The sequence below is a fragment of the Mesorhizobium sp. M0119 genome (assembly GCF_040322615.1).
Lineage (GTDB): Bacteria > Pseudomonadota > Alphaproteobacteria > Rhizobiales > Rhizobiaceae > Mesorhizobium.
In genome coordinates this window covers 123,613-146,113 of record NZ_JAMYTU010000003.1, presented here as the reverse complement: position 1 = coordinate 146,113, position 22,501 = coordinate 123,613, and the positions used below count along the sequence as shown (strand labels likewise).

The window sequence follows — 22,501 nt, the reverse complement described above, 5'->3', positions numbered from 1 at the left end:
GAGCGTAATCTTCTTGTTGACCATGATCTTATCCGAAAACCGGTCCCCACTTTTGGGGTCTAATACCCGATAGCCTTGCCGGATGCGGCGCGGCTGTCGATGGCGCCATTGTAGCGGGCGCCGCCACCCTTCTCGATTTCTGCCAGGCTCTTGCCGCCGACCAGGATGCCGGCCGCCTGGCCCCAGGTCTTGTCGGCAAGATCGAGGTGGTAGCCCATGCCGGTGAGCAGCTTTTCGGTATCGGGCGACAGGCCGAAAGGTTCGATATAGACCGTGTCGGGCAACCATTGGTGATGGATGCGCGGTGCGTCGATAGCCTCCTGGATGTTCATGCCGTGGTCGATGACGTTGACGACCGCCTCCAGCGTGATGGTGATGATGCGTGAACCGCCGGGGCTGCCAACGACCATGAACGGCTTGCCGTCCCTGGCGAGGATGGTCGGGCTCATCGACGACAGCGGCGTCTTTTTCGGCGCAATCGCGTTCGCCTCGCCCTGGACCAGGCCATAGAGATTGGGCACGCCGGGTTTCTGGGTGAAGTCGTCCATCTCGTTGTTGAGCAGGATGCCGGTGCCGCCGGCGACGACGCCGGCGCCGAAAGAGCCGTTCAGCGTGTAGGTTACCGCGACGGCGTTGCCGTCATTGTCGATGATCGAATAGTGCGTCGTCTCGCTGCTTTCGCCAAAGCCCTTCGGCATCAGTTCCTGCGACACGCCGGCCCGGAACGGATCGATCTTTTCGCGGATTTCTTTCGCGTAATTCTTGTCGAGCAGTTTTGCGACCGGATTGTCGACGAAGCCGGGATCGCCGAGCGCCGAATTGCGGTCGACATAGGCGTGGCGCATTGCCTCGACCATGACGTGAACCGTCTCGGCCGAACCGGCGCCGAGATAGGACAGCGGATAGAACTCAAGCACGTTGAGGATCTCGCAGATGATGACGCCGCCGGAGCTCGGCGGCGGCGAGGAAATGATCTCGTAGCCGCGATAATTGCAGGTCGCCGGCTTGAGCTCGCGCACCGCATAGTTTTCGAAATCAGCCCTGGCCAGAATGCCGCCCTTCTCGCCGCTCGCCTTGACGATGGCGTCGGCGATCGCGCCTTTGTAGAAGGCATCCGCACCGCGTTCCGAAATGGCGGCAAGCGAAGCCGCGAGATCGGGCTGAACGAGGCGCTCGCCGACGGCATAAGGCTTGCCGTCCGGCTTAAGGAAAATGGCCGCCGCCGCAGGGTCCCTCGCCAACCGCTCCGCGCCGCCTTGCAGCGAGGCCGCATCGCCCTGCTCCAGTACAAAGCCTTCTTTGGCAAAGCGGATGGCCGGCGCCAGCAAGTCCTGCCGCGTCAGCGTGCCGTATTTCTCCCGCGCCATTTCGAAACCAGCGACCGAGCCCGGCACGCCGACCGCCAGATAGCCGTCAAGACTGGCGCCCTTCACCGGCTTGCCCTCCTTGTCGAGATACATGGTTTTGGTCGCGGCCAGCGGCGCGCGCTCGCGGAAATCGAGGAAGGTCGAGCGGCCGTCCTTGAAGCGGATGGTCATGAAGCCGCCGCCGCCGATATTGCCGGCAGTCGGATAGACCACGGCCAGCGCATAGCCGACGGCGACCGCGGCATCGACGGCATTGCCACCCTTCTTCAGCACCTCGACGCCGACTTCCGATGCCAGATGCTGGGCGCTCACCACCATGCCGTGCTCGCCCTTCGCCGGCTGCGGCGAGGCGGCAAAGGCGAGGAACGGCACGAAGGTCAGGATGAGGGAAAGGCTGACAGCGATTAGGGTTCGGCGGGTGTTGTGCATGGCCGTTCTCCGAGGCGTGGGGTAGGCCTAGGAAACGCGCTTGGAGAGGTTGAGTCTACTGACAATGATGGGATCGGTGAGGGTTGCAGGCCGGCGGAACTGCCAATCTCCTCCTTGCGGGGGAGATGGCCGGCAGGCCAGAGGGGGTGCTGTCCCTCCGACCTGTCACCAGCCGCAGCTGAGCCCTCGGACTGATTCTCATTTGGGAAATCAGATGTCGGCGATCCTTCCCACCCCCCTCTGTCCTGCCGGACATCTCCCCCGCAAGGGGGGAGATCGGATTTGGCCTTTGGTTTTCGCCAACATTCAACGCTGACAGGCAACTTTGTTCTTGCTTTGTGCCGGCAGCTATGCTACTAATCTGGGTGTGGTGCTAACTGGCTCCAACGACCCGCCCTTCGTGGCGGGTTTTCAATTTTCACCCCAGCTTCAAACAATCCCGCCGCCGACGCTCGCCACCGCCGGCCGTTCCGCTGCAATCTTCGCCCGGTAGCCGGCGGCGCGATAGGCGGCGACCGGATCGATGGCGCCGCCTGTCTTGAGCCGTGCCATGGCAAGGATCGGCTCGACATCGGTGCGATAGGCTATCTTCAGCGTCTGCGTCGCCATCAGCGCATCATTGGCGCCCTGGAAGCCTTCGAGCGCCTTGCGGTCGACCAGCAGCGCCTGGGCATAGGCGCGCTGCACCTCTATCGCCGACAGCATCAGGCTTTCGATCGGATCGGTGACGTTATGGCTTTGGTCGAGCATGTGGGCCGGATCGAAACCTTCGGCACCGGCAAGCTCGGCATCGACCAGTTCGTTGAAGACGAGGAACAGGCGGTAGGGATCGATCGAGCCGGCGTCGAGGTCGTCGTCGCCATATTTCGAATCGTTGAAGTGGAAGCCGCCGAGTTTCTTGAACTGGATCAGCCGCGACACGATCATCTCGATGTTGACGTTGGGGGCGTGATGGCCAAGGTCGACCAGGCAGAACGCCTTGTCGCCGAGTTCCGTGGCGATGATGTAGTTGGTGCCCCAATCCTGCACGACAGTCGAATAGAAGGCCGGCTCGTACATCTTGTGCTCGGTGAACAGTTTCCAGCCGCCCGGCAGTCTGGCATAGATCTCCTTCATCGCGTCGAGATAGCGCTCGAATGCCTTGGCGAAATTGACCTGGCCGGGAAAGTTCGAGCCGTCGCCGATCCACACCGTCAGCGCTTTCGAGCCCAGCGTCCTGCCGATTTCGATGCATTCGAGATTGTGCTCGACCGCCTGCCGGCGCGTCGCCGCGTCGGCGTGCGACAGCGAGCCGAACTTATAGGAAAGTTTTTGGTCCCTGGCGTCCGAGAAGGTGTTGGAGTTGATCGCGTCGAAGCCGAGGCCGAAGCGGGATGCCGCCTGCTTCAGCCGGTTCGGATCGGCCTTGTCCCAGGGAATATGCAGCGAGACGGTCGGCGTCGCCTGCGTCAATTGCCGGATGACGGCGCAGTCCTCGATCTTGTCGAAAATGTCGCGCGGCTCGCCGGCGCCGGGAAAGCGGGCGAAGCGGGTGCCGCCGGTGCCGACGCCCCAGGACGGGATGGCGACGGCGAATTTCTCGACCTTGTCGCGGATGGCATCGATGGCGATGCCGCGGCGGTCGAGGCGCTCGCCGAGGGACTCGTAGTCGCGTTTGAGATCGGCATCGCGCGCGGCATTGTGCTGGTTGACGAGGTCGGCGGAGATGATGGTTTCGGACATGGATCCTCCCAAATGCGTTCGGTTGGCGCTGCCCCTCATCCGGCTGCCGGCACCTTCTCCCCGTATAGCGACGGGGAGAAGGAAAGCGCTCCTGCGTTGGCGCCCCCTCTCCCCGTTCTTCACGGGGAGAGGGTAAGGGTGAGGGGCAGCGCAGGTCGATGATAGACTACCGCGTAAAACTCTGCGCGTTGCCGGCGTCGACGTTGATGATGTTGCCGGTCGATTTTGCCGACATGTCGGAGGCGAAGAAATAGATCGCCTCGGCGATGTCTTCGGGGAACACCGAGCGCTTCAGCATCGAGCGCGAGCGGTAGTGCTCTTCGAGATCATCGGTCGACATCTTGTAGGCGGCGGCGCGCTGTTCCTTCCACTCGCCGGTCCAGATCTTCGAGCCGCGCAGCACGGCGTCGGGATTGACGACATTGACCCTGATCTGCGCTTCCGCGCCTTCCAGCGCCAGGCAGCGTGCCAGATGGATTTCGGCGGCCTTGGCCGTGCAATAGGCGGCGGCGTTTGGCGATGCGGCAAGCCCGTTCTTGGAGGCGACGAAGACGACGTTGCCGCCGATCTTCTGCGCCCGGAACAGCCGGAACGCCTCCCGCGAAACCAGGAAATAGCCGGTCGACAGGATGTCCATGTTCTTGTTCCACAGCGCCAGCGTGGTGTCCTCGATCGGCGCCGACGTTGCCAGACCGGCATTCGACACGAGGATATCGATGCCGCCGAATTCGACCGCCGTTTCGGCAAAACCGGAGATCACCTGATCCTCGGACGTGACGTTGATGACGACGGGCCGCACGAAATCCTTGCCGTAGGCTTTCGCCAGTTCGTCATTGGCGCTGGCGAGGGCTGCTTCGTCGATATCGGCCAGCACGACGCAGGCGCCCTCGCGCAACAGCCGGTTGGCGGTCGCCCGGCCGATGCCGCCGGCGCCGCCGGTGACCAGCGCGATCTGGCCGGCAAGGGCCTTTGGTTTGGGTAGGCGCTGCAGCTTTGCCTCTTCGAGCAGCCAGTATTCGATGTCGAAGGCTTCCTGGTCGGGCAGGCCGACATAGGTCGAGACCGTCGAGGCACCGCGCATGACGTTAATGGCGTTGACGTAGAATTCGCCCGAAATGCGCGCCGTCGCCTTGTCGCCGGCGAAGGTGAACATGCCGACGCCGGGCATCAGATAGACGACGGCGTTGGGATCGCGCACCGGCGGCGAATCCGCGTGCTTGCAGCGGTCATAATAAGCCTGATAGCCGACGCGATACTCCGCCACATCGTCGGCAAGACGGGCAATGACGGCATCGACGTCCGGATTTTGGGGGTCGAACTCAATGACCAGCGGCCGGATCTTGGTGCGCAGGAAGTGGTCCGGGCAGGATGTGCCGAGTGCCGCCAGCGGCCGCAAATCCCTGGAATTGACGAATTCGAGCACCGCAGGAGAATCATCGAAATGACCGAGCTTGTGGCTTTTCTCCGAGATCAAGCCGCGGATCCTCGGCATCAGTTTTGCGGCCGCGACGCGACGCGCCGGCGCATCGAGCGATTTGACGACTTCGCCGCCGAAGATCGGCTTGCCCTGGCTCTTGCGCTCGAACCAGTCGATCGCCTGGTTGATCACCGAGATCGTCGTCTCGTAGCATTCCTTCGGCGTGTCGCCCCAGCTGAACAGGCCATGGCTGGCCAGCACGACACCCTTGGCCTCGGGGTTCTCGAGGCAGAATTTCTCCAGCCACAGGCCGAGCTCGAAGCCTGGCCGTTTCCATGGCAGCCAGCCGATCGTGTCGCCGAAGATCTCCTTGGTCAGCGCCTGCGAATCCTTGGCGGCGGCAATGGCGATGATGGCATCGGGGTGCATATGATCGACATAAGGCTTCGGCACGAAGGCATGCAGCGGCGTGTCGATGGAAGCCGCGCGCGGGTTGAGGTTGAAGGTGCAATGGGGCAGATAGCCGACCATCTCGTCCTCATGTTCGAGGCCGCGATAGAGACCTTTCAGCGCGCGCAATTTGTCCATGTAGAGCGTGGCGAAGCCGTCGAGCTTGATCGAGGCGCTGTCGCCGCCCGAGCCCTTGACCCACAGCACTTCCACGCTCTCGCCGGTGAGCGGATCCTTTTGCCAGATCTTGGAGGAGGTGTTGCCGCCGCCATAATTGGTGACGCGCTTGTCGGAGCCAAGGACGTTCGAGCGATAGACCAGACGTTCGGGCTCGCTCATTGCTTGCGCTTTTGCGTCATCCCAAAGATTGGCGAGGCGCGTGCCGGAGCGCTTGTCGAGCATAGATATCCTCCCTTTGGGACACGCAAACGGCGCGGGTCCCTTTTGTGCGAATTTCTACGCAAGCGGCCGACTTGTCAATCACAAACGATCAACATCAATCATATTGCACTGCACAATGAAATTATCTGATCGGAAATGATTGACACTGCGCGCTTTGGGTGCCTAGATGCTCAGGCAGGGAGGAACCATGCACGAGAAAGAGCGCCACAGGATCATTCTGTCCGCCGTCCAGGAAAAACCTGTGGTGACGGTGCAGGAGATGGTCGACCTGACGGAGTCGTCGGAGGCGACGATCCGGCGCGACATCGCGGCATTGCATGTGCAAAAGCGGCTGCGCCGGGTGCGCGGCGGCGCCGAGGCGCTGTCGCCGCCGCAGTTCATCGGCCTTGCCGGCCGGCCCTTTTCCGTCAACGAGACCATCAACGCTTCGCAGAAGCGGGCAATCGCGCGGGAAGCCGTGGATCTGTGCAAGGACGGCGAGCCGATCATCATCAATGGCGGCACCACCACCTTCCAGATGGTGCATTTCCTGACCGGCCGCCGCATGCCGATCTTCACCAATTCCTTCCCGATCGCGGAGCACCTGCTCAGGCACTCCAAGAACACGGTGATGCTGTCAGGCGGCACCATCTACCGCGAGCAGAACATCATCCTGTCGCCGTTCGACAATGACGTCACGCGCAATTTCTACGCGCGCCGCATGTTTATGGGCGCGCAAGGGCTGGGGCCGCTCGGTCTTATGGAAGGCGACCCGTTGCTGATCCAGGCAGAGCAGAAACTGATCGACCAGGCAGACGAGCTGGTGGTGCTGGTCGATTCCTCGAAATTCCGCAAACGCTCCAGCCTGATCCTGTGCGGCCTGTCGCGCATCGCCACGGTGATCACCGACGACGCCATCGAAGATCGCGAAGCCAAGATGCTGGAGACCGCCGGCGTGACGCTGATCATCGCCCGGACAACGGCAATCAACAAGGAAGAATCTTCGCTGCAGGCCTGAGAACCACTCACGCCCGCAGCGGCGATGGAATGCAACGCTCAAGGGAGGATATTCGATGAGCTTTCTGAAGAAATTGATGGTTACGGCGGCGTTCTCCGCCGCCATGTTCGTGAATGCCGCCTACGCCGAAAACGTCAAGATCGCGCTTGTGGTGAAGTCGCTCGGCAACGGCTTCTTCGACGCCGCCAACAAGGGCGCCGAAGAGGCGGCCAAGGAGCTCGGCGATGTCGACATCATCTACACCGGCCCGACCAAGGCGACCGCCGAAGCACAGATCGAAGTGGTCAATTCGCTAATCGCACAGAAGGTCAATGCCATCGCCATTTCGGCGAACGACGCCGACGCGCTGGTGCCGGTGCTGAAGAAGGCGATGCAGCGCGGCATCACCGTCATCTCGTGGGATTCAGGCGTCGCGCCGGAAGGCCGCCAGCTTCACCTCAACCCCTCCGACACCAACCTGATCGGTGAGACCATCATCAAGCTTGCCGCCGACTACCTGCCGGAAGGCGGCGATGTCGCCATCCTGTCGGCTTCGTCGACCGCGACCAACCAGAATGCCTGGATCGACGCGGCCAAGAAGGTGCTGCCGGAGAAGTTCCCCAAGATCAAGCTCGTCGCCACCGTCTATGGCGACGACGACTCGGCCAAGAGCACGGACGAGGCCAAGGGTCTGCTGAAGTCCTACCCGAACCTCAAGGCGATCATCGCACCGACCACGGTCGGGGTCGTTGCCGCCGCGCAGGTGGTGACCGACGAAGGCCTGATCGGCAAGGTCAACGTCACCGGCCTGGCGCTGCCGTCGGAGTTCAAGAAGTTCATCGACAACGGCGCCAGCCAGGCGGTTGCGCTGTGGAACCCGATCGATCTCGGCTATTCCGCGGTCTACCTCGCCCATGACCTGGCGGTGAAGAAGGAAGAAGCCAAGCCCGGTGCTACGCTGTCGATCGGCCGCGTCGGCAAGGTCACGCTCGACGACACCAACTCGGCTGCGATGGCTCCGCCCTTCCAGTTCGACAAGTCGAACATCGAAAAGTTCTCCAAGATCTATTGATCCTGGAGCCTTCGAACTGGTGCGGGGGGACTCAGGGCCCGCCGCGCTTTCAAACGAACCTTGTTTCAGGGCTTGATACGATTATGGACACGACAGCCCAACACGAAGTGGCGAAGGAAGCGCCTTTGTCTTCCGGACCGCGCCTGACGCTGTCCGGCATCTCGAAAAGCTTTCCCGGCGTGCGGGCACTGCACGATGTCGGCCTGTCGCTCTATCCCGGCCAGGTAACCGCGCTGATCGGCGAAAACGGCGCCGGCAAGTCGACGCTGGTCAAGATCATGACCGGGATCTACCAGCCGGATGCTGGCACGATCAGCATCGACGGCCAGCCGGTCACACTGTCCAGCGCCCACGCCGCGTTCGGGCATGGCATCACTGCCATCCACCAGGAAACTGTGCTGTTCGACGACCTGACGGTGGCCGAAAACATCTTCCTCGGCCATGCGCCGCGCACGCGCTTCAAGACCATCGACTGGCGCACCATGCGCAAGAATGCCCGCGAGGTGCTCGACACGATGGGCGCCGGCCATATCGACGCCGACGCCAGGCTGAAGGATCTCGGCATCGCCAACAAGCACCTTGTCGCGGTTGCCCGCGCCATGTCGATCGACGCGCGGATCGTCATCATGGACGAGCCGACGGCAGCGCTTTCGATGAAGGAGATCGAAGAGCTTTTCCTGCTGATCGAATTCCTCAAGAGCGACGGCAAGGCGATCCTGTTCATCAGCCACAAATTCGATGAGATCTACCGCATAGCCGACCGCTATACCGTGTTCCGCGACGGCGAGATGGTCGGCGAAGGCCTGATCAAGGACGCCGGCCAGAGCCAGATCGTGCGCATGATGGTCGGCCGCTCGGTCGATCACATCTTTCCGCAGCGCAAGGCCGAGATCGGCGCGCCGGTGCTCGCCGTCTCCGGCCTGTCGCATCCGACCGAGTTCGACGACATCGGCTTCGAACTGCACAGGGGCGAAATCCTCGGCTTCTACGGCCTTGTCGGCGCCGGGCGCAGCGAGGTGATGCAGGCGATATCAGGCATCACCCGCACCAGCGGCGGCACGATCACGCTGGAGGGCAAGGCGATCGCGCCGAAATCGGCGGCGGATTCGATCAATGCCGGCATCGTCTATGTGCCGGAGGAGCGCGGCAAGCAAGGTGTGGTGATCGGCCTGCCGATCTTCCAGAATGTCTCGCTTCCCTCGCTCAAGCGGACATCCAAGTCCGGCATGTTGCGGCTGGCGGAAGAGTTCGCCCTGGCCCGCGCCTATACCGAGCGGCTCGACCTGCGCGCTTCTTCGCTCAGCCAGGATGTCGGCACGCTGTCGGGCGGCAACCAGCAGAAGATCGTCATCGCCAAATGGCTGGCGACCGCGCCCAAGGTGATCATCCTGGACGAGCCAACCAAGGGCATCGACATCGGTTCGAAGGCAGCCGTGCACGGCTTCATGGCCGAGCTCGTCGCGCAAGGCCTGTCGGTGATCATGGTGTCGTCCGAACTGCCGGAAATCCTCGGAATGTCGGACCGCGTCGTCGTCATGCGCGAGGGCCGCATTGCCGCGGTCTACGACAATAAGGGGCTCGACGCCGAAACACTGGTCAGGACGGCAGCAGGGATCGCGGCATGAAGGCTTTTCTCAGATATCGCGAGGTCTGGCTGCTGGCGGCAATCGTCGTGCTGATTGGGCTGATCTCGATGCGTTTTCCAGGTTTTGCCGATCCGGCCAATCTGCGCCAGGTGTTCAACGACACGTCGATCCTGATGATCCTGGCGCTCGGCCAGATGGTCGTCATCCTGACCCGCTCGATCGACCTGTCGATGGCCTCCAACCTCTGTTTCACCGGCATGGTGGTGGCGATGCTGAACGCCGCAGATCCGGCAATCCCGATCCCGCTGCTGATCGTCATCGCACTTCTGGTGGGGCTCGTGCTCGGCGCCATCAACGGCCTGCTGGTATGGCGGCTGAACATTCCCTCGATCGTGGTTACGCTCGGCACGCTCACCATCTACCGCGGCGCCACCTTCGTCATATCAGGCGGCGCCTGGGTCAATGCCGACCAGATGAGCGCTGATTTCATCGGGCTGCAGCGCGCGGCTTTCCTCGGCATTCCGGTGCTGTCCTGGATCGCCCTGCTGGTCATTGCATTGTTTTTCCTCGTGATGACGCGCACCGCGCTCGGCCGCTCGATCTACGCCATCGGCGTCAACCCGACGGCATCGGTCTATGCCGGCATCGATGTCGGCCGGACGAAATTCATCGTCTTCTGCATCTCGGGGATGATCGGCGGCCTCTGCGGCTATCTCTGGATCTCGCGCTACGTCATCGCCTCGGTCGAGGTCGCCAATGGCTATGAGCTCAACATCATCGCCGCCTGCGTCATCGGCGGCATCTCGATTGCCGGCGGCATCGGCTCGGTCGGCGGCGCGGTGCTCGGTGCGCTGTTCCTTGGCATCATCTCCAACGCGCTGCCGGTCATCAACATCTCACCCTTCTGGCAGATGGCGATTTCAGGCAGCGCCATCATCCTGGCCGTAGTGCTCAACGCACGCGGCGAACGCCGGCAAGGCCGCATCATTCTCAAGAAGGCGGAAGCGGCATGATGGACACCCCTGCTCCACGCCACATTCCCGACCGGCTCGACAAGTCATTCACTGCGGCGGTCTTCTCTTGGGAGGCGCTGCTAATCGCGGTGGCCATCGCTATCTTTGCCGTGAACAGTTTTGCTTCGCCCTATTTCCTCGACGCGTGGTCGCTGTCGGACCTGACTTTCAACTTCACGGAAAAGGCGCTGATCGCGCTGGCCATGGCGCTGCTGATCATCTCCGGCGAAATCGACCTGTCGGTCGCCGCCATCATCGCGCTGGCTTCGACGATGATGGGCATGGCGGTGCAGGCCGGCGCCGGCACGCCTACCCTGGTGGCGATCGGCCTCGTCGTCGGGCTCGGCTGCGGCGCCTTCAACGGCCTGCTCGTCACCAGGCTCGGCTTGCCGTCGATCGTCGTCACCATCGGCACGATGAGCCTGTTTCGCGGCATTGCCTTCATCATCCTGGGCGACCGTGCCTATAAGGGCTACCCCGCGAGTTTCGCCTTCTTCGGCCAGGGCTATGTCTGGTGGGTCGTGTCGTTCGAACTGACGCTGTTCCTGGTCGCGGCAGTCGTCTACTGGTTCCTTCTGCACCGGACGAGCTTCGGCCGCCGGGTCTTTGCCATCGGCAACAACCCGGTCGCGGCGCAGTTTTCCGGCGTGCGCGTCGGCCGCATCAAATTCATCCTGTTTTGCCTGACCGGCCTGATGGCGGGCATCGCCTCAGTGCTGATAACGTCGCGGCTCGGCTCGACCCGGCCGTCCATCGCGCAGGGCTACGAGCTCGAAGTTATCACCATGGTGGTGCTCGGCGGCGTCAGCATTCTCGGCGGCGCCGGCAGCATTCTGGGCGTGGTGCTGGCGGCCTTCATCATGGGACTGGTGACCTTCGGCCTCGGCCTGCTCAACGTTCCCGGGATCGTCATGTCGATCTTCATCGGCCTGCTGCTGATCATCGTCATCGCGCTGCCTATCCTGTGGCGGCGCGTGCGGCGGGAGCGCTTTGCCTGATGCCGGAGAAATACGCGTTCAAGATGAAGCTCAATGCCGGCATGAAGGCCGAATACAAGAGGCGCCACGACGACATCTGGCCGTCACTCGTCGCGTTGCTGAAACAGGCCGGTATCTCCGATTATTCGATCCATCTCGACGAGGAGACCAACATACTCTTTGGCGTGCTGTGGCGACGCGATGATCACGGTATGGACGAATTGCCGAAGCATCCGGTGATGCAGCGCTGGTGGGCCGAGATGGCGGACATCATGGAGACCAAGCCGAACAACGAGCCGGTGGCGGTGCCGCTGGAAACAATGTTCCATATGGAATGACCCGCTACGTTGCCGTCATCGATATCGGCAAGACCAACGTCAAGGTGGCGCTGGTCGATCTCGCCGCAGCAAGCGAAGTCGCGCTGCGCACGGTGGCGAACGAGCCGGTTCGGCAAGGCCAGTACCCGCACCATGACGTCGAGCGGTTATGGGCGTTTATCCTCGGCAGCCTGGCCGAGATCGATCGTGAGCAGCGCATCGATGCGATATCGATCACCACCCATGGCGCAACGGGCGTGCTGGTCGACGCATCTGGCGAACTGGCGCTGCCGGTGCTCGATTACGAATTCGACGGGCCGGATGCCCTTGCCGGGGACTATGACACGATCCGTCCGGCGTTCTCCGAGACCGGCACTCCGCGCCTGCCGGCCGGCCTCAATCTCGGCGCGCAGCTGTTCTGGCAGCAGAAGCGCTTTCCGGCGGATTTCGCCAGAACCGCCGCGATGCTGATGTATCCGCAATACTGGGCCTTGCGCCTGACCGGCGTCGCCGCCAGCGAGGTGACTTCGCTCGGCTGCCACACCGATCTGTGGAACCCGTGGAAAGCGGATTTTTCCTCACTGGTCGACCGGCTGCAATGGCGCCGGCTAATGGCGCCGGTGCGGCAGGCCAAGGACCGCTTGGGCCCGATCCTGCCCGCTCTGGCGCGGCAAACCGGCCTCGATCCGCAAACGCCGGTGTATTGCGGCCTGCACGATTCCAACGCCTCGCTGCTGCCGCATCTCCTGTCCGACAAGCCGCCCTTCTCCGTTGTCTCGACCGGCACCTGGGTGGTCTCGATGGCGGTCGGCTGCAGCAAGGTCGCGCTCGATCCGGCCCGCGACACGCTGGTCAATGTCAACGCACTCGGCGATCCCGTGCCTTCGGCGCGCTTCATGGGTGGCCGCGAGTTTTCCCTGCTGACCGAAGGCCAATCGGAAGACTGGACGGAACACGATGTTGCCACGGTGCTCGCGCGCAAGACGTCCCTATTGCCTTCGACCCAACAGGGTTCGGGGCCGTTTCCGCATCATACTGCATCATGGCTTAACGCGGACGGCATCAACAATGGCCAGCGTTTTGTCGCCATCTCGTTCTACCTGGCGCTGATGACCGCGACCTGCCTCGACCTGATCGGCGGCGAGGGGTCAACCATCGTCGAAGGACCCTTCGCCCGCAACCGGCTGTTCACCCGCGTGCTGGCTGCCGCGACAGCGCGCGCCGTCATTGCCTCCGAGGCTGCGACAGGCACCAGCATCGGCGCCGCCTTGCTGGCGTCGGACCAGGGGACACCGCAAGGCAGAGGCGAAAGGACCGAACCGTCGGCCGATCCACTCTGGACAAGCTACGTGTGCTCCTGGCGTTCGGCGGTCGACGAACGAGCCTGACGGCCGAGCTCATGGCGCCCTGATGTCCGGAGATGCCTAGCCCGCGTAAAGCAATCCTTGCGGATCGATCTCCGGCTTGCGGCCAGCCACCACGTCGGCAAGGAATTTTCCCGAGCCGCAGGCCATGGTCCAGCCGAGATGGCCGTGGCCGGTGTCGAGGTAGAGATTCTCGTACCGCGCCCGTCCGATGACCGGCACGGAGTTCGGCATCATCGGGCGAAGTCCAGCCCAGAGCTCGGCCTTGCTCTCGTCGAAGGCACCCGGGAACAGGTCCTTGCCGGTGTTCAGGATCGAGTTGAAATCGCGTGGCTTGAACGCACGGTCGAAACCGGTGAACTCCGCCGTCGAGGACATCCGCAGCCGATTTCCCAGCCTGGAATAGCCGATCAGCCGGTCCTCGTCGGCGCCGCCCATGATCGGTCCCTTGCTTTCATCTTCCAGCGGAACTGTCACGGTATAGCCCTTCACGGGATAGACGGGCAGGTCGATGCCGTAGCGGCGGCCGAGCAGACCGCTCTCCGGCCCCATCGAGATGACCACCGCATCGCCGGTTATCGGGCCGGCCGAGGTCATCACCGCGCGCACCTGGTCGCCGTCGATGTCGAGGCCTTCGACAGTGGTGCCGTAGAGGAATTGGACGCCGAGTTTTTCGGCGGCATAGGCAGCGAGGCGCTGCGTGAATTGGCTGGAGTCGCCGGTCTGGTCGATCGGCGAATAGACGCCGCCGGCAATCTTGTCCTTGGCGCCGGCGAGGCCTGGCTCGAGCTCGACCAGCCGGTCGCGGCCGACGATCTCGATCGGCAGGCCGTGTTCGCCGAGATAGCGGTAATTGTCGGTGCCGGTATCAAAGCTCTGCTGCGAGCGGAAGAAATACAGAATGCCTTTCTTGCGCTCGTCATAGTGGATGCCGGTCTCGGCGGTGACGGCGTTGATGCAGTCGCGCGAATAGAGCGCCAGACGCAGCTTGACGTCGGTGTTGGCGCGCATGCGCTTATGCGTGCACTGGCGCAGGAAGCGCAGGCTCCAGGCGAAAAAATACGGATCGAAGCGCAGGCGCACCTTGATGCCGAGATCGTGGTTGTAGAGGCCACGCAGGAACGTTTTAAGTGCGGCGGGCGAGGCCCAGGCGGTGGCGTCCCCGGGCGACACCAGGCCGGCATTCGACCGGCTGGTGCCGCGCGCCGCTGCCGGATGGCGCTCGATCACCGTCACCTCATGGCCGTCGCTGGCCAGATAATAGGCCGCCGCCGTACCGACGACGCCGGCTCCAAGCACCAGGATTTTCATTCCGCCACCAGCGCGCTGAACCAACCTTTGCGGAGAGCCCACTTCACCCCAGAGCCGAATTCTTGCTGGTCAGGATGCGTTCCCAGGCAAGCGCGTCGGCAACGATCTGGTCGAGGTTGTCGCGCTGCGGGGTCCAGCCGAGTTCGCCGCGCGCCAGCTCCGAATTGGCGACGACCGCGGCGGCGTCACCGGCGCGGCGATCGCCCATCCGCACGTCGAAATCATGGCCGAAGACGCGGCGGACGCTGTCGATGACCTCGAGCACCGAATAGCCGTGGCTGTAGCCGCAATTGGCGACCAGGCTCGATCCGCCGGCACGCAGCCGCTGCAGCGCCAGCCGATGCGCCGCCGCCAGGTCGCTGACGTGGATATAGTCGCGCATGCAGGTGCCGTCCGGCGTCGGATAGTCGGTGCCGAACACCTGCATGAAAGGGCGCTTGCCGAGCGCCGTCTCGCAGGCGACCTTGATCAGATGCGTGGCACCGGGCGTCGACTGGCCGGTGCGGCCCTTCGGGTCGGCGCCGGCGACGTTGAAATAGCGCAGCGCCGTATAACGCAACCCATAGGCAATCGCTGCGTCGCGCAGCATCCATTCGCTCATCAGCTTGGACAGGCCATAGGGCGATTCCGGCGCAAGCCGGGCATCCTCGCGAACCGGCTCCAGTCCGGCGCCGCCATAGACGGCGGCGGTCGAGGAAAAGATGAAATTGGGCACGCCTTCGCGCACCGCGGTCTCGATCAAGGTGCGTGTCTTGCAGGTGTTGTTCTCGTAATAGGCAAGCGGGTCGGCGACCGATTCGGGGACCACGATCGAGCCGGCGAAATGGATGATCGCGTCGACCTTATTGTCGCGAATGATCGAGGCGACCAGTTCCCTGTCGGCGACGTCGCCGACGACGAGCTTTGCTTCCGGAGCCACCGCCCATTCAAAGCCGGTCGAAAGCCGGTCGAGGACGACGACGCTGTCACCCGTGTCCAGCAATTCCCAGACCATATGGCTACCGATATAGCCGGCACCGCCTGTCACCAAAACCGTCATCCGCATCCTCGCTATTCATGATTTATCGGCACTGTCTCAATCGTCGCCTTACTGGAAAACCTGCCGCCAAGCCATTAGAACCTGCGGTAACCGGTCTCATCGGCGCGTGGCATTGTCCTGAAACAAGATTGATCCACATCAAGGGAATAGGCCACGTTCCGTGGTCGTTAGGAACAGGCTCGGGGCGTGGCATTTTGACCAAAAAGGCCAGGTGGACGACGAATGGGCCAATGACTATGATCCCGCGCAAAACTGGGAAGGCGACATGAACTATCAGCGGTTTTTCGAGGAAGCGATCGACCAGCTCCATGCAGAGCGTCGCTACCGCGTCTTCGCCGACCTTGAGCGTATCGTAGGGAAATTCCCGCGCGCCATCTGGCGCGCCAATGGCCGCGCCGAGGAAATTACCGTCTGGTGCTCCAACGACTATCTCGGCATGGGCCAGCATCCCGACGTCATTGCCGCGTTCCAGAAGGCGGCAGGCAAGATGGGGTCGGGGGCCGGCGGCACCCGCAACATTTCCGGCACCAGCAACCCGCTGGTCGAGCTCGAACTGGAGCTGGCCGACCTGCACGACAAGGAAGCCGCACTGGTTTTCACCTCCGGCTTCGTTTCCAACGAGGCGTCGATCTCGACCATTGCAAAGCTGCTTCCCAATTGCCTGATCGTCTCGGACGAGCTCAACCACGCTTCGATGATCGAAGGCGTGCGGCGCTCGGGCGCCGAGAAGAAGATCTTCCGCCATAACGACGTCGCGCATCTCGAAAGCCTGCTGCAGACGGCCGGCCGCGAGCGCGCCAAGCTGATCGTCTTCGAGAGCGTTTATTCGATGGACGGCGACATCGCGCCGATCAATCAGATCGTCGATCTCGCCGAGCGCTACAACGCCATGACCTACATCGACGAGGTCCACGCCGTCGGCATGTACGGGCCACGCGGCGGCGGCATCACCGAGCGCGAAGGGCTGGCCGACCGCATCGACATCATCGAGGGCACACTGGCCAAGGCGTTCGGCACGCTTGGCGGCTACATCGCCGGCAACACTGCGGTGATCGACGCGGTGCGCTCCTATGCGCCGGGCTTCATCTTCACCACGGCGTTGCCGCCGGCGATCGCTGCCGCGGCAACCACTTCGATCCGCCATCTCAAGCGCTCGCAGGCCGAGCGCGATGCGCAGCTGCGTCAGGCGACACGGACCAAGCAAGTGCTGGCCGCGGCCGGCCTGCCGGTGATGGAGTCGCCTACCCACATCGTGCCGCTTCTGGTCGGCGATCCCGAGCTCTGCAAGATGGCCAGCGACCGCCTGCTGGGTGTGCACGGCATCTACATCCAGCCGATCAACTACCCGACAGTGCCGCGCGGCACCGAACGGCTGCGCATCACGCCGACACCGTTCCATTCGGACGCGCTGATTGCGTCCCTGCAGGACGCGCTGGTCGAGACATGGGACGCGTTGGGGATTCCCTACGGTTCGGCGGGCCGACCGTCGGTCGCCAAGAGCGACCGCGTCATACCGCTGCTGGTGCCGAAATCGGGCGGGTAACCTCCGCCGCCACGGGCCGTAGCCGCCACCGGTGCCGCTTATTCTTCGGTGCTGCGATGCTCAGACTTGGCGCGAAGCTCAACACACCTCACACAGTCTTCATCCATTTCGCCAGCCGGTGCGCGGCTTCCTCGAGCTGGTCGAGACGGCGGTGGAAGCACAGCCTGAGGAAGGCTTCACCGCCGGGGCCGAAGGCGGTGCCGGGAGCCAGGCCGACATTGGCGCGGTCGACCATGTCGAAGGCGGCAGCGCGGGAATCGGTGATGCCGTCGACCGCGAAGAACAGATAGAATGCGCCCTGCGGCACGGTGAACCGCGCCCTGCCGGTCTCGGCGAGAATGCCGCAGACCAGGTCGCGCGCGGCCCTCGCCCGCTCCACCTGCTCGACGATGAAGGCGTCGCCCTCATCGAGAGCAATGACGGCGCCGCGCTGCATGAACTGCGCAACGCCGGAAGTCGAATACTGGACCAGGTTCTCGAACACCTGCTGCAAGGCGGGATGGATCTTGATCCAGCCGATGCGCCAGCCGGTCATCGCCCAGTTCTTGGAAAAGGAATTGACGAACAGGATGCGGTCCTCGTCAGCCATGATGTCGATGAAGGACGGCGCGCGGCCATGGCCGTAATGAAACAGCGAGTAGATCTCGTCGGCGATGATCCACAGGCCCCTTTCGCGGGCAAGATCGAGGATTGCCTGCAGCGTCTCCTTGTCGGCCGTCCAGCCGGTCGGGTTGGACGGCGTGTTGACGAACAGTGCCTTGGTCCGCGGCGTGATCGCCGCTGCGATCTTGTCGACATCGCAGGACCAGCCATTGCCCGATTGGTCGAGCGTGACCGCGACTGGAACGGCGCCCGCGACGCCTGCGGCGGCGGCGAAGTTCGGCCATGCCGGCGACAGGTAGACGAGTTCGTCGCCCTTGCCGGCCACCGCATCGATGGCCAACTGGATGGCGTGCATGCCGGAGCCGGTGACGATAAATTCTTCGTTGGCGAAAGTCTTGCCGAAATGCCTGGTGTAGTAGCGGGCGAGCGCCTGCCTGAGTTCAGGAATGCCCCGCTGCCAGGTGTAGAAGGTCTCGCCGCCGGCGAGTGCCTTGGCGGCGGCATCGGTGATGAAGGCAGGCGTCGGCAGGTCGCCCTCGCCGGCCCAGAGCGGGATCATGCCGTCGCGGCCGCGGCCACGGTTCATGACGGCGACAATGCCGCTTTCAGGCGCCGCCCGCGCTTCGGCGCGCAGAGTATCGATCAGGGTCATGGATGGATCCGTTTTCGTTTGCTCGACTGCTAGCGTGTTTCAGGGCGGACGAAAACAGAAAACCCCGGCCGCAAGCGACCGGGGTTTTGGTCCAGAAAGGTTCTCGCAGGCGCTATTTTCTGGCGAGGAGATCGCGAATTTCGGTGAGCAGCGCGACGTCGGCTGGCGGCGGAGAGGCCGGGGCGGCCGGTTTCTCGCGCTCCAGACGCTGGCGCAGATTGTTCACCGCCTTGACCATCAGGAAGATGATGAGGGCGAGGATAAGGAAATTCAGCGCCACGGTGATGAAGCTGCCATAGGCGAAGACCGCACCCTGTTTCTTTGCATCAGCCAGCGAGGTTGCATTCACCGCAGAAGACAGGGGTATGAAGTAGTTGTTGAAGTCCAGTCCTCCGAAGATCGCACCTACAATAGGCATGATGATGTCGTCGACCAGCGAGGTGACGATCTTGCCGAAGGCAGCGCCAATGATGACGGCGACGGCCAGGTCCATCACATTGCCCCTGGAAATGAATTCCTGAAACTCTTTCAGCATTCGACTCCTCCTTGTCCTGACCGGCCGTTCTGCCGTCCGCTCCTCCGGCATCGACCGGCAGGCAGAATAGCAAAAACCTGCGGTTGCAACAGGAACAAAAGCTGGTTTCAGCCGGTCACGATTGCCCGACGCAGTCGATATGATACGCCGAAAGCCGCGATGGACTCGATCGCCAAGCTGTGATTGCGTCTGCAAGGCCGGATGAAAAAGCCGGCGCAGGGAGGAAGTTCGAGGCGTGCAGGGCTGGTTCATCGTCATCATCGCGATCGCCTATGTGACGTTGCTGTTCGTCATCGCCAGCCTGGGCGACCGCCGCTCGACTTCATCCGGGCCCGGCCGCGCCCGGCCGTTCATCTATGCGCTCAGCCTCGCCATTTACTGCACCTCCTGGACCTTCTTCGGCTCGGTCGGGCTGTCCTCCGAGCGCGGCCTCGAGTTCCTCGGCATCTATATCGGACCGGTCCTGGTGTTCGTGTTCGGCTTTCCGCTGCTGCAGCGCATCGTCAGGCTGGCCAAGACCGAGAAGATCACCTCGATCGCCGACTTTCTCGGTGCCCGCTACGGCAAGAGCTTCGCTGTCGCGGCGATCGCCACGCTGATCGCGACCATCGGCGCCGTGCCCTATATCGCGCTGCAATTGAAGGCGATCTCCGGCTCGGTCAGCCTGATGGTCGAGCACTATACCGGCTCGCCCCCGTCGTTCGATCCGTTCGTTAGCGACATCTCGCTGGTCGTGGCCATGCTGCTGGCGCTGTTTGCGGTGCTGTTCGGCACGCGCCATGCGGATGCCACCGAGCACCAGGACGGACTGGTGCTGGCGGTGGCGGTCGAGACCGTGGTCAAGCTGGCCGCCTTCCTGGCGATCGGCCTGATGGTCATGTTTCTGATCTTCGGCGGGCCAGGCGATATGTTCGACCGGCTCGCCGAAAACACGCAGGTGCGCCAGGCGATAGGCTACAACACCTCACTCGCCACCTGGCTTGTGCTGACATGCCTGAGCGGCTTTGCCATTCTCATGCTGCCGCGCCAGTTCTACGTCACCATCGTCGAGAACCGCAGCGAGGCCGAGCTGCGCACCGCGACATGGGTGTTTCCGCTCTATCTGGTGGCGATCAACCTGTTCGTGCTGCCGATCGCGCTGGCCGGCCTGGAACTGGTCGGCACCAGGACCAGCAGCGACCTCTACGTGCTGTCGCTGCCGCTGTTCAGCGGCCACGACGTGCTGGCGATGGCGGCCTTCATCGGCGGCCTGTCGGCGGCGACCGCGATGGTGATCGTCGAAAGCGTCGCGCTGTCGATCATGATCTCCAACGACTTGGTCATTCCGCTGTTCGTGAGGCGATTGCTGCGGACCACGACATCCGAGAACGAGGACTGGTCGACGCTCATCCTCAATGTGCGGCGGGCGGCGATCTTCATCATGCTGTTCATCGCTTTTCTCTACTACCGCGAGAGCACCAACAGCGCGCGGCTGTCCTCGATCGGCCTGATGTCGTTCGCGGCGATCGCGCAGTTCGCGCCGGCAATGATCGGCGGCCTGGTCTGGCGCGGCGCCAACGGAAGGGGGGCGGCACTCGGCATGGTCGCCGGCATCGTCGTCTGGAGCTACACGCTGCTGCTTCCATCGCTCGCCGCGGCCGATACCGGCATCCTCGTCCACGGCCTGTTCGGCTTCGATGCGTTGCGGCCGCAATCCCTGTTCGGCACCGTCGCCGAGCCGCTGAACCATGGCGTGCTGTGGAGCCTGTCTATCAACACGCTGTTTTTTGTGTTCGGCTCACTGTCGCGCGCGTCGGTGCCGCTGGAGCGCATCCAGGCATCGATCTTCGTGCCGCGCGAGGCGGGGCCGCTGCCGAGCCTGCGCCGCTTCCGCACCACCATCACCGTCAACGACCTGAAGGACACGATTGCGCGCTATCTCGGTGTCGAACGCACCGAGCGGTCCTTCCAGTCGTTCGAGAAGAGCAGCGGCACTTCACTGCACGGCAACGAACAGGCCAGCATGGATGTCATCCGCTTCTCCGAGCAGCTTCTGGCCAGTGCCGTCGGCTCCTCTTCGGCGCGGCTGATCCTGTCGCTGCTGCTGCGCCGCAACGACCGCGAATCCAAGGACGCCTTCCGACTGCTCGACGACGCCACCGAGGCGCTGCAGCACAATCGCGACCTGCTGCAGATCGCGCTCGACCAGATGGAACAGGGCATCACCGTCTTCGACCGGGATTTCCGGTTGATCTGCTGGAACCGCCAGTACCGGGCGCTGTTCGACCTGCCCGACGAGATGGGCCAGGTCGGCGTCTCGCTCGATCGTATCCTGCGCCACCTTGCCGAGCGCGGTGATATACCGGCAGACCAGCGCGTCACTATGCTCAATCGCCTGACCAGCTTCGTCAGCCCATGGCAGATGGAGTTGAAGACCAGCGGACGCATCCTCGAATTGCGCTCCAATCCGATGCCGGACGGCGGCATCGTCGCCACCTATGCCGACATTTCCGGACGCGTCGAACAGGATCTGGCGCTGAAGCGCGCCAACGAATCACTGGAACAGCGAGTGAAGAACCGCACCGCCGAGCTCACCCGTGTCAACGAGGAGCTGGCGCAGGCGCAGATGCTGGCCGAGGAGGCCAATCTCGGCAAGACCCGCTTCCTCGCTGCCGCCGGCCACGACATCCTGCAGCCGCTGAACGCCGCCCGCCTCTATTGCTCGTCGCTGATCGAGAAGACCGGCAAGGGACCTGCCGGCAAGGCGGCGATGAACATCGAATCGTCGCTGGAATCGGTCGAGACCATCCTCGGCGCGGTGCTCGACATTTCGCGCCTCGACGCCGGCGCGATGAAGCCGGACGATACGAGCTTCGGCCTCGACGGGCTGCTGCGCCAGATCGGCAACGACTTCCGGCCGCTTGCCGCCGAAAAGAAGCTCGAGCTCACGATCATGCCGTCATCGCTCAGCGTCATGATGGACCGCAATCTGCTGCGCCGGCTGATCCAGAACCTGGTCTCCAACGCCATCAAGTATACGCGCCATGGCCGCATCCTAGTCGGCGTGCGGCGGCGCGGCGAACTGGCCGAGATCCAAGTTATCGATACCGGCATCGGCATTGCCGGCGACAAGCTCAACACCGTGTTCCGCGAATTCACCCGGCTCGACGAGGGCATGCGCGAGGCGGAAGGCCTCGGCCTGGGGCTCTCCATCGTCGACCGCATCGCCCGCGTGCTGCGCCTCGAAATCCGGATATTCTCCAGTCCCGGCAAGGGCACGCGCTTTTCCGTGTTGCTGCCGGTGGTGGCCGTGCAGGCACCGCGGCGCGAGGCCGAGGCGAAGCCGCCTGCCCGTGCCGCGGCCTCGCTTGCCGGGCTGCATGTGCTCTGCATCGACAATGACGCCCGCATCCTCGACGGCATGCGGCTGTTGCTCGAGGGCTGGGGCTGCAGCGTCGACACGCTTTCCGGCGCGGAGGATCTCGACAGGTCCGGTATGCATCGGCCGGACATCGTGCTTGCCGACTATCATCTCGACGACAAGACCGGCCTCGAATTGATCGCCGAGTTGCGTGCGATCCATGGCGAGGACCTGCCGGCCGTGCTGGTCACTGCCGACCGCTCCAGCGAGGTTCGCGCCGCCGCCGGCAGGCTCGACGTGCCGGTGATCAGCAAACCACTGAAACCGGCGATGCTGCGCTCGATGATGGCCAGGGTCAGGCCGCTGGCGCCGGCGGCCGAATAGGA

The 22,501-nt window shown here is 63.3% G+C and carries 16 protein-coding genes; 9 read left to right on the top strand and 7 right to left on the bottom strand.

What is annotated here, in order from left to right:
* Window positions 1-59: 59 nt before the first annotated feature.
* The 3 genes from ggt to NKJ40_RS04315 form a co-directional block, all read right to left on the bottom strand.
* Entirely contained in the window at window positions 60-1,796 is a 1,737-nt protein-coding gene (gene ggt / locus NKJ40_RS04325; protein WP_352464916.1) for a gamma-glutamyltransferase, read from the bottom strand.
* Between the two features lie 429 nt (window positions 1,797-2,225).
* A complete protein-coding gene (rhaI, locus tag NKJ40_RS04320; RefSeq protein WP_352464915.1) occupies window positions 2,226-3,518 on the bottom strand; it encodes an L-rhamnose catabolism isomerase in 1,293 nt (430 codons plus the stop codon).
* A gap of 166 nt (window positions 3,519-3,684) precedes the next feature.
* The gene (locus NKJ40_RS04315; RefSeq protein ID WP_352464914.1) at window positions 3,685-5,787 is read right to left on the bottom strand and encodes a bifunctional rhamnulose-1-phosphate aldolase/short-chain dehydrogenase; all 2,103 of its coding nucleotides are present in this window, start codon (window positions 5,785-5,787) and stop codon (window positions 3,685-3,687) included.
* 187 nt (window positions 5,788-5,974) lie between these two features.
* Here NKJ40_RS04315 and NKJ40_RS04310 point away from each other — a divergent pair, with 187 nt between their 5' ends.
* The 7 genes from NKJ40_RS04310 (at window position 5,975) to NKJ40_RS04280 (ending at window position 13,116) form a co-directional block, all read left to right on the top strand.
* Window positions 5,975-6,784 (top strand): DeoR/GlpR family DNA-binding transcription regulator, encoded by an 810-nt coding sequence (locus NKJ40_RS04310; RefSeq protein WP_352464913.1) that lies wholly within the window; start codon window positions 5,975-5,977, stop codon window positions 6,782-6,784.
* Between the two features lie 55 nt (window positions 6,785-6,839).
* Entirely contained in the window at window positions 6,840-7,835 is a 996-nt protein-coding gene (gene rhaS, locus NKJ40_RS04305) for a rhamnose ABC transporter substrate-binding protein (protein WP_352448664.1), read from the top strand.
* Window positions 7,836-7,918: 83 nt separating this feature from the next.
* Window positions 7,919-9,460, top strand: a complete 1,542-nt coding sequence (locus tag NKJ40_RS04300) for a sugar ABC transporter ATP-binding protein (protein ID WP_352464912.1) — start codon at window positions 7,919-7,921, stop codon at window positions 9,458-9,460.
* On the top strand, window positions 9,457-10,434 hold the full coding sequence (locus NKJ40_RS04295) for an ABC transporter permease (RefSeq protein ID WP_352464911.1): 978 nt from the start codon (window positions 9,457-9,459) through the stop codon (window positions 10,432-10,434). Before NKJ40_RS04300 ends, NKJ40_RS04295 begins: the two co-directional genes overlap by 4 nt.
* A complete protein-coding gene (locus tag NKJ40_RS04290; protein WP_352464910.1) occupies window positions 10,431-11,432 on the top strand; it encodes an ABC transporter permease in 1,002 nt (333 codons plus the stop codon). The genes NKJ40_RS04295 and NKJ40_RS04290 overlap by 4 nt, the downstream gene beginning before the upstream one ends.
* The gene (rhaM, locus tag NKJ40_RS04285; protein ID WP_352464909.1) at window positions 11,432-11,749 is read left to right on the top strand and encodes an L-rhamnose mutarotase; all 318 of its coding nucleotides are present in this window, start codon (window positions 11,432-11,434) and stop codon (window positions 11,747-11,749) included. Before NKJ40_RS04290 ends, rhaM begins: the two co-directional genes overlap by 1 nt.
* Window positions 11,746-13,116 carry an FGGY-family carbohydrate kinase gene (locus tag NKJ40_RS04280; RefSeq protein WP_352464908.1) on the top strand — a complete coding sequence of 457 codons (1,371 nt, stop codon included), beginning with the start codon at window positions 11,746-11,748 and terminating at the stop codon, window positions 13,114-13,116. Before rhaM ends, NKJ40_RS04280 begins: the two co-directional genes overlap by 4 nt.
* Before the next feature lie 36 nt (window positions 13,117-13,152).
* On the opposite strand, the gene NKJ40_RS04275 is transcribed toward NKJ40_RS04280, so the two are convergent.
* Complete coding sequence (locus tag NKJ40_RS04275; RefSeq protein WP_352464907.1) at window positions 13,153-14,403, bottom strand: D-amino acid dehydrogenase; 1,251 nt, start codon at window positions 14,401-14,403, stop codon at window positions 13,153-13,155.
* A gap of 43 nt (window positions 14,404-14,446) precedes the next feature.
* Window positions 14,447-15,442 (bottom strand): UDP-glucose 4-epimerase GalE, encoded by a 996-nt coding sequence (galE, locus tag NKJ40_RS04270; protein WP_352464906.1) that lies wholly within the window; start codon window positions 15,440-15,442, stop codon window positions 14,447-14,449.
* 265 nt (window positions 15,443-15,707) lie between these two features.
* On the opposite strand from galE, the gene hemA reads away from it, so the two are divergent.
* Window positions 15,708-16,985 (top strand): 5-aminolevulinate synthase, encoded by a 1,278-nt coding sequence (gene hemA, locus NKJ40_RS04265; RefSeq protein ID WP_352465094.1) that lies wholly within the window; start codon window positions 15,708-15,710, stop codon window positions 16,983-16,985.
* An 88-nt stretch (window positions 16,986-17,073) separates the two neighbouring features.
* Here the strand turns inward: hemA and NKJ40_RS04260 are convergent, their stop codons facing one another.
* Window positions 17,074-18,240, bottom strand: coding sequence for a pyridoxal phosphate-dependent aminotransferase (locus NKJ40_RS04260; RefSeq protein ID WP_352464905.1), 1,167 nt, complete (start codon window positions 18,238-18,240; stop codon window positions 17,074-17,076).
* Between the two features lie 112 nt (window positions 18,241-18,352).
* The gene (gene mscL, locus NKJ40_RS04255) at window positions 18,353-18,775 is read right to left on the bottom strand and encodes a large conductance mechanosensitive channel protein MscL (protein WP_352465093.1); all 423 of its coding nucleotides are present in this window, start codon (window positions 18,773-18,775) and stop codon (window positions 18,353-18,355) included.
* A gap of 235 nt (window positions 18,776-19,010) precedes the next feature.
* Here mscL and NKJ40_RS04250 point away from each other — a divergent pair, with 235 nt between their 5' ends.
* Complete coding sequence (locus tag NKJ40_RS04250; RefSeq protein WP_352464904.1) at window positions 19,011-22,499, top strand: hybrid sensor histidine kinase/response regulator; 3,489 nt, start codon at window positions 19,011-19,013, stop codon at window positions 22,497-22,499.
* Window positions 22,500-22,501 lie beyond the last annotated feature (2 nt).

Coding starts and splice junctions, on each gene's coding strand:
- rhaI (WP_352464915.1), bottom strand. CDS start 3,518: ATGTCCGAAACCATCATCTCCGCCGACCTCGTCAACCAGCACAATGCC.
- NKJ40_RS04290 (WP_352464910.1), top strand. CDS start 10,431: ATGATGGACACCCCTGCTCCACGCCACATTCCCGACCGGCTCGACAAG.
- rhaM (WP_352464909.1), top strand. CDS start 11,432: ATGCCGGAGAAATACGCGTTCAAGATGAAGCTCAATGCCGGCATGAAG.
- hemA (WP_352465094.1), top strand. CDS start 15,708: ATGAACTATCAGCGGTTTTTCGAGGAAGCGATCGACCAGCTCCATGCA.
- NKJ40_RS04280 (WP_352464908.1), top strand. CDS start 11,746: ATGACCCGCTACGTTGCCGTCATCGATATCGGCAAGACCAACGTCAAG.
- mscL (WP_352465093.1), bottom strand. CDS start 18,775: ATGCTGAAAGAGTTTCAGGAATTCATTTCCAGGGGCAATGTGATGGAC.
- NKJ40_RS04315 (WP_352464914.1), bottom strand. CDS start 5,787: ATGCTCGACAAGCGCTCCGGCACGCGCCTCGCCAATCTTTGGGATGAC.
- NKJ40_RS04310 (WP_352464913.1), top strand. CDS start 5,975: ATGCACGAGAAAGAGCGCCACAGGATCATTCTGTCCGCCGTCCAGGAA.
- NKJ40_RS04275 (WP_352464907.1), bottom strand. CDS start 14,403: ATGAAAATCCTGGTGCTTGGAGCCGGCGTCGTCGGTACGGCGGCGGCC.
- NKJ40_RS04260 (WP_352464905.1), bottom strand. CDS start 18,240: ATGACCCTGATCGATACTCTGCGCGCCGAAGCGCGGGCGGCGCCTGAA.
- NKJ40_RS04295 (WP_352464911.1), top strand. CDS start 9,457: ATGAAGGCTTTTCTCAGATATCGCGAGGTCTGGCTGCTGGCGGCAATC.
- NKJ40_RS04300 (WP_352464912.1), top strand. CDS start 7,919: ATGGACACGACAGCCCAACACGAAGTGGCGAAGGAAGCGCCTTTGTCT.
- galE (WP_352464906.1), bottom strand. CDS start 15,442: ATGACGGTTTTGGTGACAGGCGGTGCCGGCTATATCGGTAGCCATATG.
- rhaS (WP_352448664.1), top strand. CDS start 6,840: ATGAGCTTTCTGAAGAAATTGATGGTTACGGCGGCGTTCTCCGCCGCC.
- ggt (WP_352464916.1), bottom strand. CDS start 1,796: ATGCACAACACCCGCCGAACCCTAATCGCTGTCAGCCTTTCCCTCATC.